Here is a 14,159-nt window from a genome sequence, read left to right as displayed (position 1 = left end):
GTGCTCAACTCAGGCGCTCTCGGCCACCAGCCGCTCGACGGCGGCCAGCGCGTCGTCGATGGCGGCCGGGTTCTGCCCGCCGCCCTGGGCCACGTCCGGCTTGCCGCCCCCGCCGCCGCCCAGGGCCTTGGCGGCGGTACGGACCAGGTCGCCGGCCTTCAGACCGCGCTCGCGGGCGGCCTCGTTGGTGGCGATGACGGTCAGCGGACGGTCCTTGACCACGGTGAACAGCGCCACCACGGCGGGACGGTCGGCGGGGATCCGGCCGCGCACGTCGAGCACGAGCTTGCGCAGGTCGTCCGCGCCGGTGCCGTCCGGCACCCGGCCGGCGGCCAGCGCCACCCCGCGGATGTCCCGGGCGCCGGAGGCGAGGCCGCCCGCGGCCTGCAGGACCTTCTCGGCGCGGAACCGCTCGATCTCCTTCTCGGCCTCCCGCAGCCGCCCGAGCATGCCGGAGATGCGCTCGGGCAGTTCCTCGGGCCGGCCCTTGACCAGCTCGGTCAGCTGGGCGACCACGGTGTGCTCCTTGGCCAGGAAGCGGTAGGCGTCGGTGCCCACCAGGGCCTCGACGCGGCGCACCCCGGAACCGATGGAGGACTCGCCCAGCAGCTTCACCAGTCCGAGCTGGGAGGTGTTGTGGACGTGGGTGCCGCCGCACAGCTCCTTGGAGAAGTCGCCGATGGTCACCACCCGCACCCGGTCGCCGTACTTCTCGCCGAACTCGGCGATGGCGCCCTGCTTCTTGGCGTCGGCCATCGACATCACCTCGGCGGTGACGTCCAGATCGCGGGCCAGCACCTCGTTGATCTTCTGCTCCACGTCCTGGAGGACGGAGGAGGGAACGGCGGTCGGCGAGCCGAAGTCGAACCGGAACCGTCCCGGGGCGTTCTCCGAGCCGGCCTGGGCGGCGGTGGGGCCCAGCGCGTCGCGCAGCGCCTGGTGGGTGAGGTGGGTGGCGCTGTGGGCGCGGGCGATGGACCGGCGCCGGGTGACGTCGATCCGGCAGTCGGCGGCGGCGCCGAGGGTTACCTCGCCCACCTGGACCACGCCCTTGTGCACGATCACCCCGGGGACCGGCCGCTGGACGTCGCGGACCTCGACGACGGCGCCGGAGGAGAAGGTGATCCGGCCGGTGTCGGCGAGCTGGCCGCCGCCCTCGGCGTAGAACGGGGTGCGGTCCAGGACGACCTCGACCTCGTCGCCCTCGTGGGCGGCGGGGGCGCTCAGCCCGTCGACGAGCAGCCCGACGACGGTGGCCTCGCCGGAGGTGTCGTGGTAGCCGGTGAACTCGGTGGCTCCGGCGGCGTCGGCGACCTCGCGGTAGGCGGACAGGTCGGCGTGGCCCTGCTTCTTGGCGCGGGCGTCCGCCTTGGCGCGCTCGCGCTGCTCCTTCATCAGCCGCCGGAAGCCGGCCTCGTCCACGGACAGGCCCTGTTCGGCGGCCATCTCCAGGGTGAGGTCGATGGGGAAGCCCCAGGTGTCGTGGAGCAGGAACGCCTTGTCGCCGGCCAGTACGGAGGAGCCGGCGGCCTTGGTGTCGGTGACGGCGGTGTCGAGGATGTTGGTGCCGGCCTTCAGGGTCTTCAGGAAGGCGGCCTCCTCGGCGAGCGCGACGGTCTCGATGCGCCCCCGGTCGGTGAGGAGTTCGGGGTACTGCTGCCCCATGGTGGTGAGGACCACGTCGACGAGGTCGGCCACCACGGGACCGTCCGCGCCCAGCAGCCGCATGTTGCGCACGGCGCGGCGCATGATGCGGCGCAGCACGTAGCCGCGGCCCTCGTTGCCGGGGGTGACGCCGTCGCCGATGAGCATGACGGAGGTGCGCATGTGGTCGGCCACCACGCGCAGCGCGACGTCGGACTGCTCGTCGGCGCCGTAGCGGACCCCGGTCAGCTCCCCGGCCTTGTCGATGACGACGCGCAGGGTGTCGGTCTCGTACATGTTGTGGACGTCCTGGAGGATCATCGCCAGGCGTTCCAGGCCGAGACCGGTGTCGATGTTCTGGGCGGGCAGGTCGCCGAGGATCGGGTAGTCCTTGCCCTCGCCGGGGCCGCGCTCGTACTGCATGAAGACCAGGTTCCAGATCTCCACGTAGCGCTCGTCGTTGACGGCGGGGCCGCCCTCGGGGCCGAATTCGGGGCCCCGGTCGTAGTTGATCTCGGAGCAGGGGCCGCAGGGGCCGGGCACGCCCATGTCCCAGTAGTTGGTCTCCTTGCCCAGCCGCTGGACGCGCTCGGCGGGCACGCCGACGACCTCGCGCCAGATCCGCTCGGCCTCGTCGTCGCCCTCGTAGACGGTGATCCACAGCCGCTCGGGGTCCAGGCCGTAGCCGCCGGACTCCACGGAAGCGGTGAGCAGCTCCCAGCCGAGGGTGATGGCGCCTTCCTTGAAGTAGTCGCCGAAGGAGAAGTTGCCGCACATCTGGAAGAACGTGCCGTGCCGGGTGGTCTTGCCGACCTCTTCGATGTCCGGGGTGCGGACGCACTTCTGCACGCTGACGGCGCGCGGGTAGGGCGGGGTGACCTCGCCCAGGAAGTACGGCTTGAACGGCACCATGCCCGCGGGGACCAGCAGCAGCGTGGGGTCGTCCGCGATCAGCGACGCCGAGGGCACCACGGTGTGCCCGTGCTTCTCGAAGAAGCTCAGCCAGCGGCGGCGGATTTCAGCCGACTCCATCAGTGGTCCTCTTTTCGGGGGCGGTACGGGCCGGGGGTGACGGCCCGGGGTTCGGTCGGTAGCGGGGTGGCCCGCAGCGTGGTGGTCGGGGCGGGGGTGGCCTCGGCGGGGCCGTCGGGATCGGTGGTGAGCCCGAGTGCCTCGGTCAGCTCGTCCTCCCTTTGTGCCATGCCGGAGCGCACATCGAAAGCGAATTCCCGCATGCGGTGCCCGGCCGCGACGGCCTGGTCGGCGGCGCGCACCGCGAGGCTGTCGGGGGCGAGGGTGCGCAGCTTGCGCTGGACCCTGGTGGTGGCCCACACGCCGGCGGCGGCGCCGGTGGTGAACCAGAAGGCGCGGCGGAACATCAGCTTCGGGCTCCTCAGTTCTTTCCGCCCCGGCGCGCCCGGACCCGCGGGCCCGGCATCCGGCGGCCGGTGACGGTACGGCGCGCGGCAGGCGCCGGGGGCGCGGAGCGCCGGCTGAGCGCCTGGCGTACTCCGTAGCCGAAGGCGGCGACCTTCACCAGCGGGCCGCCGAAGGTGGTGGCCACGGTGGCGGACAGCGCGGAGGCGTTGGAGGTGACCTCCTGGACGTCGGTGGTGATGGTGTCCACCCGCTCCAGCTGGGTCTGGGCGGAGCGCACCGTCACGGACGCCTCGCCGAGCAGCGGAACGGCCCGCTCGGTCACCTCCGTCACCAGACGGGTGGCCGCTCTGAGCGTCTGGGCCAGCCGCACCAGCACGACGGCCAGGAAGGAGACCAGGATCGCCCAGAAGACGGCCACCAGCAGGCCGGCCACTTCTCCACCGGTCACACGCACCGCTTCCCTCGGGACTTCTTCCGACAGTTGGGCCGCACACGCCGCTGACCATGACGGACGGCCGGGCGACTGCGGCGGGTTCCGACCCTATCGCGCCCGCGAGGCGCCCCTGTACCGCACGGGCCCGCGTGCTGCCAAGGGCGCGGTGGAGATAATCGTTCAGGTTTGTACGTTCTGCTTACTTCCGAGTACGCTGCGTTGCTCATGCGAGGCATTGAGAGCACCGGACCCTCGGCCGGGGACTCTTCCCGCCCCGGGCGCACGCCGGGGAACCTCCCGGTGGAGCTGACCACCTTCCACGGCCGGGACGGCGACCTGGACCGGTTACGGCAGTGCGTGAGCCGGTCCCGGCTGGTGACGGTGACGGGTACCGGGGGCGTCGGCAAGTCCCGGCTGGCGGTCCAGGGGGCGCGGCAGTTGCAGGAACGGTTCTGCGACGGTGTGTGGCTGGTCGACGCCGCCACCGTCCGCGACCCCCGGCTGCTGGAGCACAGCGTGGTGGCGGCGCTGCGGCTGGCCGACAGCTCCGGGCGGGCGCCGCGCACCACCTTGCTGGAACAGCTGGCCCACCGCCGGCTCCTGCTGGTGCTCGACGGCTTCGAGCACCTGGTGGAGGAGTCCGCCCAGCTGGTGCGCACGCTGCTGGGCCGGCTCCCGGGACTGCGGGTGCTGGCCACCGGCCGCCGCCCGCTGGGCATCGCCGGGGAACAGCTGTTCCCGCTCGCTCCGCTGGCGGCCCCGGACGCCGCCGGGCTCTTCGCCGACCGGGCCGGCGCCGTGCAGCCCGGTTTCGCGCTCACCCCGGACAACCGTGCGCAGGTCGCGGATCTGTGCCGCCGCCTCGACGGCATCCCGCTGGCGCTCGAACTGGCGGCGGGCCGGCTGCGCACCCTCTCCCTCCCGCAGATGCTGGAACGTCTCGACGACCGCTTCGCCCTGCTCACCGGTGGCACCCGGGACGCGCCGGCGCACCACCAGACGCTGCGGACGGCGGTGGGCTGGAGCCACGAGCTGTGCTCGCCGCGCGAACGGCTGCTGTGGGCCCGGCTGTCGGTGTTCGCCGGGGCCTTCGACCTGGAGGCGGCCGAGTACGTGTGCTCCGGCCCCGAGCTGCCGGCCGACCAGGTGCTCGACGTGCTGGCCCAGTTGCTCGCCCAGTCGGTGGTGACCCGCGAGGACGCGCCGTCGGGCGTGCGCTACCGGATGCTGGACACCGTGCGCGCGTACGGCGCCTACTGGCTGGCGGCCACCGGGCAGACCCGCCGGCTGCGGGAGCGGCACCGTGACTGGTACACGGGCCTGGTCACCTGGTGCGAGCTGGAGTGGCTCTCGCCGCGCCAGGAGGCGGTCGCGCTGCGGATCACCGACGAGTTCGCCAATCTGCGGGCGGCCCTGGAGTTCGCGGTGGACGAGGACGAGGACCCGCGGCACGGCCTGTACCTGGCGGGCACCCTGTGGTTCTGCTGGGTGGGCTGCGGACGGATCCGGGAGGGCCGGCACTGGCTGGAGCGGGCCCTGGAGCGCGAGGCCCACGAACCGCCACCCGGGGCGGTCGGCGCGGCCGGGGACGGCGGGGTGCGGCTGCGCGCCCTGGGGCTGGCCGGCTACGCGGCGGTACTCCAGGGGGACACGGTCGCGGCGCTGGCGGCGCTGCACGAGTGCCGGGAGGAGGCGGAGCGCACGGGCGACGACCGGGCCGCCGCGTACAGCCTGCTGCGGCTGGGCTCGCTGGCGCTGATCTCGGACGACGTGCGGCGGGCCGAGGAGCTGCTGTGCAGCGGGCTGGCGCGGTACGAGGAACTGGGCGAGCTGAACAGCCATGTGCTGATCGGACGGGTCGAGCTGGCGCTCGCGGTGGCGTTCGGGGGCGATCCGGCGCGCGCGGCCGAGCTCTGCGAGGCGGTGCGCCGGGAGTGCGTGGAGCACGGCGAGCTGTGGGCCCGCGCCTACGCGCTGTACGGGCTGGGGTTCATGGCCTGGTCGCGGGGGGACGCGGTGCGGGCCGGGGAGCTGCTGCGGGAAGGACTGGCGATCAGCGCGGGGTTCCAGGACCTGGTGGCGACCGTGCTGACGCTGGAGCTGCTGGCCCGGGTCGCGGTGGGCGAGGGCCGGGCGCGGGAGGCGGCGGTGCTCCAGGGTGCGGCCCAGCGACTGTGGCCCTCGGTGGGGATGCCGCTGTTCGGCTCCCGCTACTTCGACCTGCCGCACCGCGAGTGCGAGCGGCTGGCGCGGGAGGCCCTCGGCGAGCCGGCGTATCTGGAGGCGCTGCGCGAGGGCGCCGCGCTGGATCCGGAGGTGGTGGTGGAGCGGGCGCTGCGGCCCGGGGACGGCGGTCCGGCGCCGGTGCGGAGAGCGCAGGCGGGCCCGCCGTCCGCCGGGGACGGCGCGAGCCCGCGGCCGTACCCCTTCCCCGACACCGGGGAGGCGGGATACGGCCGCGGGCTCGCGAGCTGAGCCCTCTCCGGCGGGGACCGCCGGAGAGGGCCGGGTGCACCGTGCGGCGCGTCAGCGGGCGTAGTACTCGACGACCAGCTGCTCGTCGCAGACCACCGGGATCTCCTTGCGCTGCGGGTCCCGGTCGAGCCGGAACGCCAGCGCCTGGAGGTTGACCTGGAGGTAGCGCGGGGTCTCCCCGTCCAGTGCGTAGCCACCCTCACGGGCGACCTGGAAGGGGTGCTTGTCCCGGCTGCGCTCGCGGACGGTGACCACGTCGTCCGGGCGGACCCGGAAGGAGGGCTTGTCCACCTTGCGGTCGTTGACCGCGATGTGACCGTGTACGACCATCTGGCGGGCCTGGTAGATGGTGCGGGCCAGACCGGAGCGCAGGACCAGCGCGTCCAGGCGCCGCTCCAGCTCGATGATCAGGGCCTCACCGGTCTTGCCCTCGACCTTGCGTGCACGGTCGTAGGCGCGGGCCATCTGCCGCTCGCTGATGTCGTACTGGGCGCGCAACCGCTGCTTCTCCAACAGCCGGACCTTGTAGTCACTGGTCTGCTTCCGGCCACGCCCATGCTGGCCGGGAGGGTAGGGGCGCTTCTCGAAGTACTTGACGGCCTTGGGGGTCAGTGCGATGCCGAGCGCCCGCGACTTCTTGACCTTGGGGCGTGATTGGTTCACGTGGAACAAACCTCCGTGTAAGTTAGGTGAGCCTTACCTTAGCGGAGGAGAACGCATGCTTCGACCTGGGAGCGCCATCAGCGCCCAACAGCCCACCGCAGCCGAGCGGGTGCGCACCCTCGTGGAGTCGAACGCGTCAGCGAGTCTGACCATTCCGGGCAGCGAACTGGACGAACCGGGGCTCAGCACCCCGGAATTCCGCGTGGTCGCGGCCTCCGGAGATGTCCTGCTGCTGATCCCGGCACGGTCCCCGGCGGCCAGAGCTGCCGTTCATGCCCAAGGTGACGATCTTACCGCCGTGATGGAGATCACCGACGTCGCCCCCGTCTCCGTGCCCCATCGTATCCGGGGTCGCGGATGGGTCGCCGGGTGGCTGACCGCCGTCCCCGGACCCGAGCGCGCGGAGGGTGCCGCGCTGCTGGCCCGGCGGCATCCCTCCGGGCCGCTGCCCGGCCCGGACTGGACCCTGCTGCGGCTCGAGGTCGGCGAGGCGTACACCGACGATCTGTGGGGCGCGGCCCAGGTCGAGCCGGACGAGTTCGCGGCGGCCTCGGCCGATCCGCTCGCCCGGCACGAGGCCGAACTGCTCCAGCACCTGGCCTCCTCGCACGAGCCCCAGCTGCGCTCGCTGTGCGCCCTGCTGGGCGACCGGGGCAACAGCTGCGGCGCCTGGCGGCAGGTGGTGCCGCTCGGGCTCGACCGGTTCGGGCTGCGGGTGCGGTTCTGCGCCGGCGAGCACTGCTTCGACGCCCGCTTCGATTTCCCCGAGCCGGTGCGGGACGTGACGGAACTCCGGCGCGCCATGCGGCATCTGTTCGAGGCGGCGGCCGTCGAGGAGTGAGGCCGTCCGGGGCGGCGGGACGGACGGGAGACGGCTACGCGCGGGGGTCGGTGTCCCCGGCCAGCCGCTCCCGCACCCGCTCGGCGATGTCCGCGTAGCGGGCCTCGGCGCCGCGCCGCGTCGGCTGGTAGTACCGCTTGCCGTGCACCGCGTCCGGCGCGTACTGCTGGGCGGCGATACCGTCCGGCAGGTCGTGCGGGTACTGGTACCCGGCGCCGTGCCCCAGCTTCTGGGCGCCCTTGTAGTGCGCGTCCCGCAGATGGCCGGGCACCGGACCGGCCAGGCCCGCCCGCACATCCGCCAGCGCGGCGCCGATCGCCACCGTGGCCGCGTTCGACTTGGGGGCCAGGGCGAGCGCGATCACCGCCTGGCTCAGCGTCAGGGACGCCTCGGGGAAGCCGATCAGCGCCACCGCCTGCGCGGCGGCCACCGCCGTCTGGAGGGCGGTGGGGTCGGCCATCCCGATGTCCTCGCTCGCGGAGATCATCAGCCGTCTGGCGATGAAGCGCGGGTCCTCCCCCGCCTCGATCATGCGGGCCAGATAGTGCAGCGCCGCGTCCACGTCCGAGCCCCGGATGGACTTGATGAGCGCGCTGGCCACGTCGTAGTGCTGGTCGCCGTCCCGGTCGTAGGTGACGGCCGCCCGGTCCACCGCCTCCTCCAGGGTGGCCAGGGTGATCTCCGCCTCCCCCTTGGCCAGCGCCGACCCGGCGCCCGCCTCCAGCGCGGTGAGCGCCCGCCGGGCGTCTCCCCCGGCGATCCGCAGCAGATGGGCCTCGCTGTCCTCCGGCAGCGTCACCGCCCCGCCCAGGCCCCGCTCCTCGGTGACCGCGCGGCGCAGCAGGCCGCGCAGATCGTCCTCGGTCAGCGGCTCCAGGGTGAGCAGCAGCGAGCGGGAGAGCAGCGGCGAGATCACCGAGAAGTAGGGGTTCTCCGTGGTGGCGGCCACCAGCGTGACCCAGCGGTTCTCCACGGCGGGGAGCAGCGAGTCCTGCTGGGCCTTGCTGAAGCGGTGGATCTCGTCCAGGAACAGCACCGTGTCCCGCGCGTAGGCGCCCGAGGACCGGCGGGCGCCGTCGATGACCGCGCGGACCTCCTTGACGCCCGCGGTGATCGCCGAGAGCTCCACGAACCGCTTGTCGGTGGCCTTGCTGACCACGTGCGCCAAGGTGGTCTTGCCGGTGCCGGGCGGCCCCCACAGGATCACCGAGGACGGCCCGGCCGGGCCGCCGCCGCCCTCTCCGACCAGCCGCCGCAGCGGCGACCCGGGGCGCAGCAGATGCCGCTGCCCCATCACCTCGTCCAGCGTGCGCGGGCGCATCCGCACCGCCAGCGGGCTGGTGGACGGGTCGCGCTCCTGGCGGTCTTCGGCGGCGGCGGTGAACAGATCGGGCTCCACACCCAAACCCTAAGTCACCCCACCGACAGTGGGCCGGGGCCGGCTCAGCCGGTCCAGAAGTCCCACCAGCGGGTCAGGACGAGCATGCCGATGATCGCCACGTGCACCACCGGGAAGAGCCAGTGGAACTCCTCGATGGTCCGCTTCACGCCGGCCGGCGCCGGGATGATGCCGTGCCGGATGTTGTGCGCCGTCGTGTACCAGAACATGAAGATCGTGGCGACCCACGCCAGGCAGCACCACAGGCACAGCGCGCTGATCTCGTAGAGCGACTGGTACTGGAGCCAGGTGCAGAAGCCGACCCCGAACAGGGTGCCGGCCTGGAGGCCCAGCCAGAACCAGCGCCGGTAGCGGGCCCCGGCCAGCAGCCCCATGCCGATCGCGATCACCGCGCCGTAGCTGACCAGGCCCAGCATCGGATTGGGGAATCCGAACACCGACGCCTGATCGCTCTCCATGATGCTGCCGCAGGAGACGATCGGGTTGAGGCTGCAGGCCGGGGTGAAGTCCGGGTCCTCCAGCAGGTGGAACTTGTCCAGGGTGATCACCCAGGCGGCCAGCAGACCCAGGAAGCCGGTGATCACCAGCAGCACGGCGAAGCCGCGGCTCGCTCCCACCTCCTCCGGGCCGTCCTGAGCAGGCTCCTGGGTGCGTGCCACGTCTACCGCCGATGCCGTCATCTCGCCATTCCCGCTCGTCGTCGGATACGGGCCCAATTCTGCACCAGCCAGGCCCCCCGCCAAGGGGTCCGTATCACCCGTTCGGCGTACCGGTCCGCGCGAGGAGTCCGGTCACCTCCGTGACCAGGGCTTCCACCGGGACCGGGCGCTGCTCGCCGCTGCCGAGATCCTTCAGCTGGATCACGCCCTCGGCCAGATCGCGTTCCCCGGCCACCAGGGCATACCGTGCGCCGCTGCGGTTGGCCGCCTTCATGGCCGCCTTCAGCCCCTTGCCGCCGTAGGCGAGATCGGCCGCGATCCCGGACCGGCGCAACCCGGTGACCACGGAGAACAGCGTGCGCGCCGCCTCCTCCCCCAGCGGTACGGCGAAGACCTCGGTGGCGGCCGGGAGGTCGAGCTCGATGCCCTCGGAGCGCAGCGCCAGCACCGTGCGGTCCACTCCCAGGCCCCAGCCGACCGAGGGCAGCGCCGGGCCGCCGATCATCTCCGAGAGCCCGTCGTAGCGCCCGCCGCCGCCCAGTGCCGACTGGGAGCCGAGACCGCCGTGCACGAACTCGAAGGTGGTGCGGGTGTAGTAGTCAAGACCCCGCACCAGCTTGGGGTCGTCCTCGAAGGCGATGTCCGCCGCGGTCAGCAGTTCCCGCACCCGCTCGTGGTACTCCTTGCAGGCCTGGCACAGGTGGTCGCGCATCATCGGCGCGCCGGTCAGCTGCCGCTGTACGGATTCCCGCTTGTCGTCCAGCACCCGCAGCGGGTTGATCTCGATCCGGGCCCGGGTGTCCTCGTCCAGGTCCAGGGCGCGCAGGAACTCCTGGAGGGCGGCCCGGTAGGCGGGGCGGCACTCCCGGTCGCCCAGCGAGTTGAGCAGCAGCCGCACGCCGGTGAGCCCCAGCGCGCGGTAGGAGTCGGCGGCCAGGATGATCAGCTCGGCGTCCAGCGCCGGGTCCTCGGCGCCGATGGCCTCGGCCCCCACCTGGGAGAAGTGCCGGTAGCGGCCGGCCTGCGGGCGCTCGTAGCGGTAGAAGGAGCCGGAGTACCAGAGCTTGACCGGCAGGTTGCCCGCCCGGTGCAGATGGGCCTGGAGCGCGGCGCGCAGCACGGAGGCGGTGCCCTCGGGGCGCAGCGCCAGGTGGTCGCCGCCCTTGGTGGTGAGGGTGTACATCTCCTTGGTGACGATGTCGGTGGACTCACCGACGCCGCGGGAGAACAGCTCGACGTTCTCGAAGCCGGGGGTCTCGGCGTAGCCGTAGCCGGCCCGGCGCAGTGGTGCGGCCATGGCCTCGCGCACCGCGAGATAGGTCGCGGAGTCGGGGGGCAGCAGGTCGTAGGTGCCCTTGGGGGCGGAGAAGGTGCTCACGGAAAGGGGTCTTCACATTCCTCGTCGCGGCGCGGGGGTCTCCCCGGCGCCCTGGCCGGCGGCGACCTCCCGCAGGAACGGGTTGGTGGCGCGCTCGGTGCCGATGGTGGTCTGGGGGCCGTGCCCGGACAGGACGACCGTGGAGTCCGGCAGCGGCAGGCACACGCGTGCCAGCGAGCGCAGGATCTCGGCGTGGTCCCCGCCGGGCAGATCGGTGCGTCCGATGGAGCCGGCGAAGAGCAGGTCACCGGAGAAGAACACCGGGGGGATGTCCTCCGCTTCCGGCAGCCCGAAGGTCACCGACCCCTGGGTATGGCCCGGGGCGTGCGCGACGCCGAATTCCAGACCGGCCAGTTCCACGGTGGTCCCGTCGCTCAGCTCGCGCAGGTCGTCGGGCTCCCCCACCGTCAGCTCGCCCAGCAGCTGCCGGCCGATGGTCATCCCGAGGGCCTTCTCCGGGTCGCTGAGCATGAAGCGGTCCCGGGGGTGGATCCAGGCGGGTACGTCGTGGGCCCCGCACACCGGGATCACCGAGGCGACGTGGTCGAGGTGGCCATGGGTGAGCAGCACGGCGACCGGCTTGAGCCGGTGGCGGGCGATGGTGTCGGCGACTCCCTCGGCGGCCTGGTGGCCGGGGTCGATGATCACGCACTCCTCGCCCGTGGCGGGGGCGACCAGATAGCAGTTGGTCCCCCAGGCCCCGGCGGGGAAGCCAGCGATGAGCACAGGCGTCCTTCGTGATTCTCGGCTTCGGCTGTGAACGGGAAGCCTACCGGCGACGGTACGGGCCGGGCGAACCCGTATACGGTGGCGCAAGGCTTGTCGGGTACGTCAGGAGGAGAGCGGTGGTCAGCAAAGAGCAGCGGCGCAAGCAGCTCGCCCGGGCGAAGTGGGAGCGTCAGCAGCAGCGCCGCGGGGAGCGGTGGCGCAGGACGCGGCGGCGCCGGGCCGTGCTCGCGGCCGTCCTGGTGGTGCTGGTGGCGGGCGGCGGTACCGCCCTGGCCACGGGGGTGTTCGGCGGGGACGACGACACCACGGACGCGGCGGCGCAGGATCCGCTGGAGCAGGACGGCTCGGACCAGGAGACGGACGCCCCGCCGGTGGAGGACCCGTGCGCGGCGCCGTCCGGGGGTGCGCCCTCGGAGCAGCAGTGGGACGCGGAGCCGGAGCTGACGGTGGACACCTCGGCCGCGTACACGATGTCGCTGGCCACGACCTGTGGTGACATCGAGATCGCGCTGGACGCGGCGGCGGCCCCGCACACGGTCAACTCCTTCGCGTTCCTGGCCGGTGAGGGCTTCTTCGACCACAGCCCGTGCCACCGGCTGGTGACCGAGGGGCTGCACGTGCTCCAGTGCGGCGATCCGACCGGCACCGGGATGGGCGGCCCCGGGTACACCATCCCGGACGAGAACCTGGACGCCGAGGAGGTGGCGGACGGGGTCTACCCGGCGGGCACGGTGGCGATGGCCAACCAGTACAACCCGCAGGAGGACAGCGGCCGGGATTCCGGTGGCAGCCAGTTCTTCCTGGTCTACGAGGACAGTCCGCTGCCGCCCGACTACACGCCGTTCGGTACGGTCACCGCGGGTCTCGACGTGCTGGAGACCATCGCGGCGGCGGGCAGCGGCACCGATCCCGCCACCGGCAACACCCCGCCGAACGCCACCGTGGTGATCGAGTCGGCGACGGTGGAGGCGGGCTGAGGGGCGCCCGGCGGGAATTCGTTCCGTCAGGGGCGGACAGCCGGGCGAACCGTCGCCTATGTTGGGCGGGGTACAGGGCCCCTCGCCGGTCTGGTGGGCCCGGAAGCCGGATGAGACCGGATGAAATTCGTGGATGATGCCGTGGCAAGGGCTCGCGGCATCGTGTGAGGAGACGCCGTGAGCGACGCGCGACAGGCTGCCGAGCCGCAGACCAAGACCCGGCCGACGCCGGAGGCGCCGGCCGCAGGGACGAGCGAGGCTGCTGCTGCGAGCGACGCGGGCACCGCGGCACCGGCCGGCGGCGCGTGGGGGCGCGTCGACGAGACGGGCACGGTGTACGTGCGCACGGCCGACGGGGAGAAGACCGTCGGCTCCTGGCAGGCCGGTTCGCCCGACGAGGCGCTCGCCTATTTCGAGCGCAAGTACGAGGGCCTGGTCGTGGAGATCGACCTGCTGGAGCGCCGGGTGCGCACCACCGATCTGTCCGCCAAGGACGCCCAGACGGCCATCGGGCATCTGCGCGAGCAGGTGGACGCGGCGCACGCGGTCGGTGACCTGGCGGCGCTGGGGCGCCGGCTGGACCAGCTGACCACCGTGGTCGAGGAGCGCCGGCGCGAGCGCAAGGCCGCCCGCGCCAAGCAGGGCGAGGAGGCCAGGGCCGCCAAGGAGGCGCTGGTCGCCGAGGCCGAGGAGCTGGCGGGCAGCGACCAGTGGCGGGCGGCCGGTGAGCGGCTGCGGGCGCTGGTGGATACCTGGAAAGGGCTGGCACGGCTCGACCGCAAGACGGACGACGAGCTGTGGCACCGCTTCTCGCAGGCCCGCTCGGCCTTCTCCAAGCGGCGCAAGGCGCACTTCGCCTCGCTGGACGCGCAGCGCGAGGAGACCCGGCGACGCAAGGAGAAGCTGATCTCCGAGGCGGAGGCGCTGTCCTCCTCCACCGACTGGGGGGCGACGGCGGCCCGCTACCGGGAGCTGATGACCGAGTGGAAGGCTGCCGGGCGGGCGCACCGGGACGCGGAGGAGGACCTGTGGACCCGGTTCCGGGCCGCGCAGGACGTCTTCTTCCAGGCCCGGAGCGCGGTGTTCGCCGAGCGCGACGGTGAGCAGCGGGAGAACCTGACCCGCAAGGAGCAGCTGGCGGCCGAGGCGGAGAAGCTGCTGCCGATCACGGATGTGAAGGCCGCCCGGGTGGCGCTGCGGTCCATCGGGGAGCGCTGGGAGGCGATCGGGCATGTGCCCCGGGACGCCAAGAACGCCATCGAGGGCCGCTGGAACGCCGTGGAGCGGGCCGTCGCGGAGGCCGAGGAGGCCGAGTGGCGGCGGACCAACCCGGAGGCCAGGGCGCGGGCGGCGGGGCTGACCGGACAGCTCCAGGACGCGGTGGACAAGCTGCGCCGGCAGGCCGAGCAGGCCCGGGCGGCGGGCAACACCGCCAAGGCGGAGAAGCTGGAGAAGGAGCTCGCCGGCCGGCAGGCGCTGCTGGACCAGGCGCTGAAGGGCCTGGCCGAGTTCGGCGGCTGAGACAACCCGCGCGGCGCGCGCCGCACCACAAGGCCGTGGCCCCCGTACGGATGCTGTCCG

The 14,159-nt window shown here is 73.0% G+C and carries 12 protein-coding genes; 4 read left to right on the top strand and 8 right to left on the bottom strand.

Translation table 11 applies throughout. The annotated features are described in order from the left end of the window. Positions 1–9: 9 nt before the first annotated feature. From alaS to BM385_RS06305, 3 genes are read right to left on the bottom strand one after another with little or no spacing between them, the layout of a single operon-like run. Entirely contained in the window at positions 10–2,676 is a 2,667-nt protein-coding gene (gene alaS, locus BM385_RS06315; protein WP_019434764.1) for an alanine--tRNA ligase, read from the bottom strand. Further along, complete coding sequence (locus BM385_RS06310) at positions 2,676–3,023, bottom strand: DUF6167 family protein (RefSeq protein ID WP_019434765.1); 348 nt, start codon at positions 3,021–3,023, stop codon at positions 2,676–2,678. The genes alaS and BM385_RS06310 overlap by 1 nt, the downstream gene beginning before the upstream one ends. Positions 3,024–3,037: 14 nt before the next feature. Beyond that, positions 3,038–3,472 (bottom strand): DUF948 domain-containing protein, encoded by a 435-nt coding sequence (locus tag BM385_RS06305; RefSeq protein WP_078576231.1) that lies wholly within the window; start codon positions 3,470–3,472, stop codon positions 3,038–3,040. 210 nt (positions 3,473–3,682) lie between these two features. Between BM385_RS06305 and BM385_RS06300 the strand changes: the two genes are divergently transcribed. Next, complete coding sequence (locus BM385_RS06300) at positions 3,683–5,932, top strand: ATP-binding protein (protein ID WP_254791446.1); 2,250 nt, start codon at positions 3,683–3,685, stop codon at positions 5,930–5,932. 51 nt (positions 5,933–5,983) lie between these two features. Here the strand turns inward: BM385_RS06300 and rpsD are convergent, their stop codons facing one another. Beyond that, positions 5,984–6,595 (bottom strand): 30S ribosomal protein S4, encoded by a 612-nt coding sequence (gene rpsD, locus BM385_RS06295; RefSeq protein WP_019434768.1) that lies wholly within the window; start codon positions 6,593–6,595, stop codon positions 5,984–5,986. Between the two features lie 55 nt (positions 6,596–6,650). Here rpsD and BM385_RS06290 point away from each other — a divergent pair, with 55 nt between their 5' ends. Continuing rightward, positions 6,651–7,436 (top strand): DUF2470 domain-containing protein, encoded by a 786-nt coding sequence (locus tag BM385_RS06290; RefSeq protein ID WP_237751339.1) that lies wholly within the window; start codon positions 6,651–6,653, stop codon positions 7,434–7,436. Positions 7,437–7,470: 34 nt separating this feature from the next. On the opposite strand, the gene BM385_RS06285 is transcribed toward BM385_RS06290, so the two are convergent. The 4 genes from BM385_RS06285 to BM385_RS06270 all read right to left on the bottom strand — a co-directional run bounded on the left by BM385_RS06285 (position 7,471) and on the right by BM385_RS06270 (position 11,598). Then, entirely contained in the window at positions 7,471–8,835 is a 1,365-nt protein-coding gene (locus tag BM385_RS06285) for a replication-associated recombination protein A (RefSeq protein ID WP_019434770.1), read from the bottom strand. 44 nt (positions 8,836–8,879) lie between these two features. Next, positions 8,880–9,515: a vitamin K epoxide reductase family protein gene (locus BM385_RS06280; RefSeq protein WP_026047596.1), complete on the bottom strand. Its 636-nt coding sequence runs from the start codon at positions 9,513–9,515 to the stop codon at positions 8,880–8,882. Positions 9,516–9,588: 73 nt separating this feature from the next. Continuing rightward, the gene (gene hisS / locus BM385_RS06275; RefSeq protein WP_019434772.1) at positions 9,589–10,872 is read right to left on the bottom strand and encodes a histidine--tRNA ligase; all 1,284 of its coding nucleotides are present in this window, start codon (positions 10,870–10,872) and stop codon (positions 9,589–9,591) included. 12 nt (positions 10,873–10,884) lie between these two features. Then, complete coding sequence (locus BM385_RS06270) at positions 10,885–11,598, bottom strand: MBL fold metallo-hydrolase (RefSeq protein ID WP_019434773.1); 714 nt, start codon at positions 11,596–11,598, stop codon at positions 10,885–10,887. Between the two features lie 119 nt (positions 11,599–11,717). On the opposite strand from BM385_RS06270, the gene BM385_RS06265 reads away from it, so the two are divergent. Together BM385_RS06265 and BM385_RS06260 are read left to right on the top strand one after the other, a co-directional pair. Further along, complete coding sequence (locus tag BM385_RS06265; RefSeq protein ID WP_019434774.1) at positions 11,718–12,578, top strand: peptidylprolyl isomerase; 861 nt, start codon at positions 11,718–11,720, stop codon at positions 12,576–12,578. Between the two features lie 333 nt (positions 12,579–12,911). Then, complete coding sequence (locus BM385_RS06260; protein ID WP_093842406.1) at positions 12,912–14,099, top strand: DUF349 domain-containing protein; 1,188 nt, start codon at positions 12,912–12,914, stop codon at positions 14,097–14,099. The last annotated feature ends 60 nt before the right edge of the window (positions 14,100–14,159 follow it).

It is taken from the genome of Streptomyces harbinensis, assembly GCF_900116145.1.
In the GTDB taxonomy this organism is placed as follows: domain Bacteria; phylum Actinomycetota; class Actinomycetes; order Streptomycetales; family Streptomycetaceae; genus Streptomyces; species Streptomyces carpaticus.
This window is presented reverse-complemented; position numbering and strand designations above follow the sequence as displayed.

Excerpts from the sequence above, each read along its gene's own strand:
- BM385_RS06280 (WP_026047596.1), bottom strand. The coding sequence starts at position 9,515 with ATGACGGCATCGGCGGTAGACGTGGCACGCACCCAGGAGCCTGCTCAG.
- BM385_RS06300 (WP_254791446.1), top strand. The coding sequence starts at position 3,683 with ATGCGAGGCATTGAGAGCACCGGACCCTCGGCCGGGGACTCTTCCCGC.
- alaS (WP_019434764.1), bottom strand. The coding sequence starts at position 2,676 with ATGGAGTCGGCTGAAATCCGCCGCCGCTGGCTGAGCTTCTTCGAGAAG.
- BM385_RS06290 (WP_237751339.1), top strand. The coding sequence starts at position 6,651 with ATGCTTCGACCTGGGAGCGCCATCAGCGCCCAACAGCCCACCGCAGCC.
- BM385_RS06310 (WP_019434765.1), bottom strand. The coding sequence starts at position 3,023 with ATGTTCCGCCGCGCCTTCTGGTTCACCACCGGCGCCGCCGCCGGCGTG.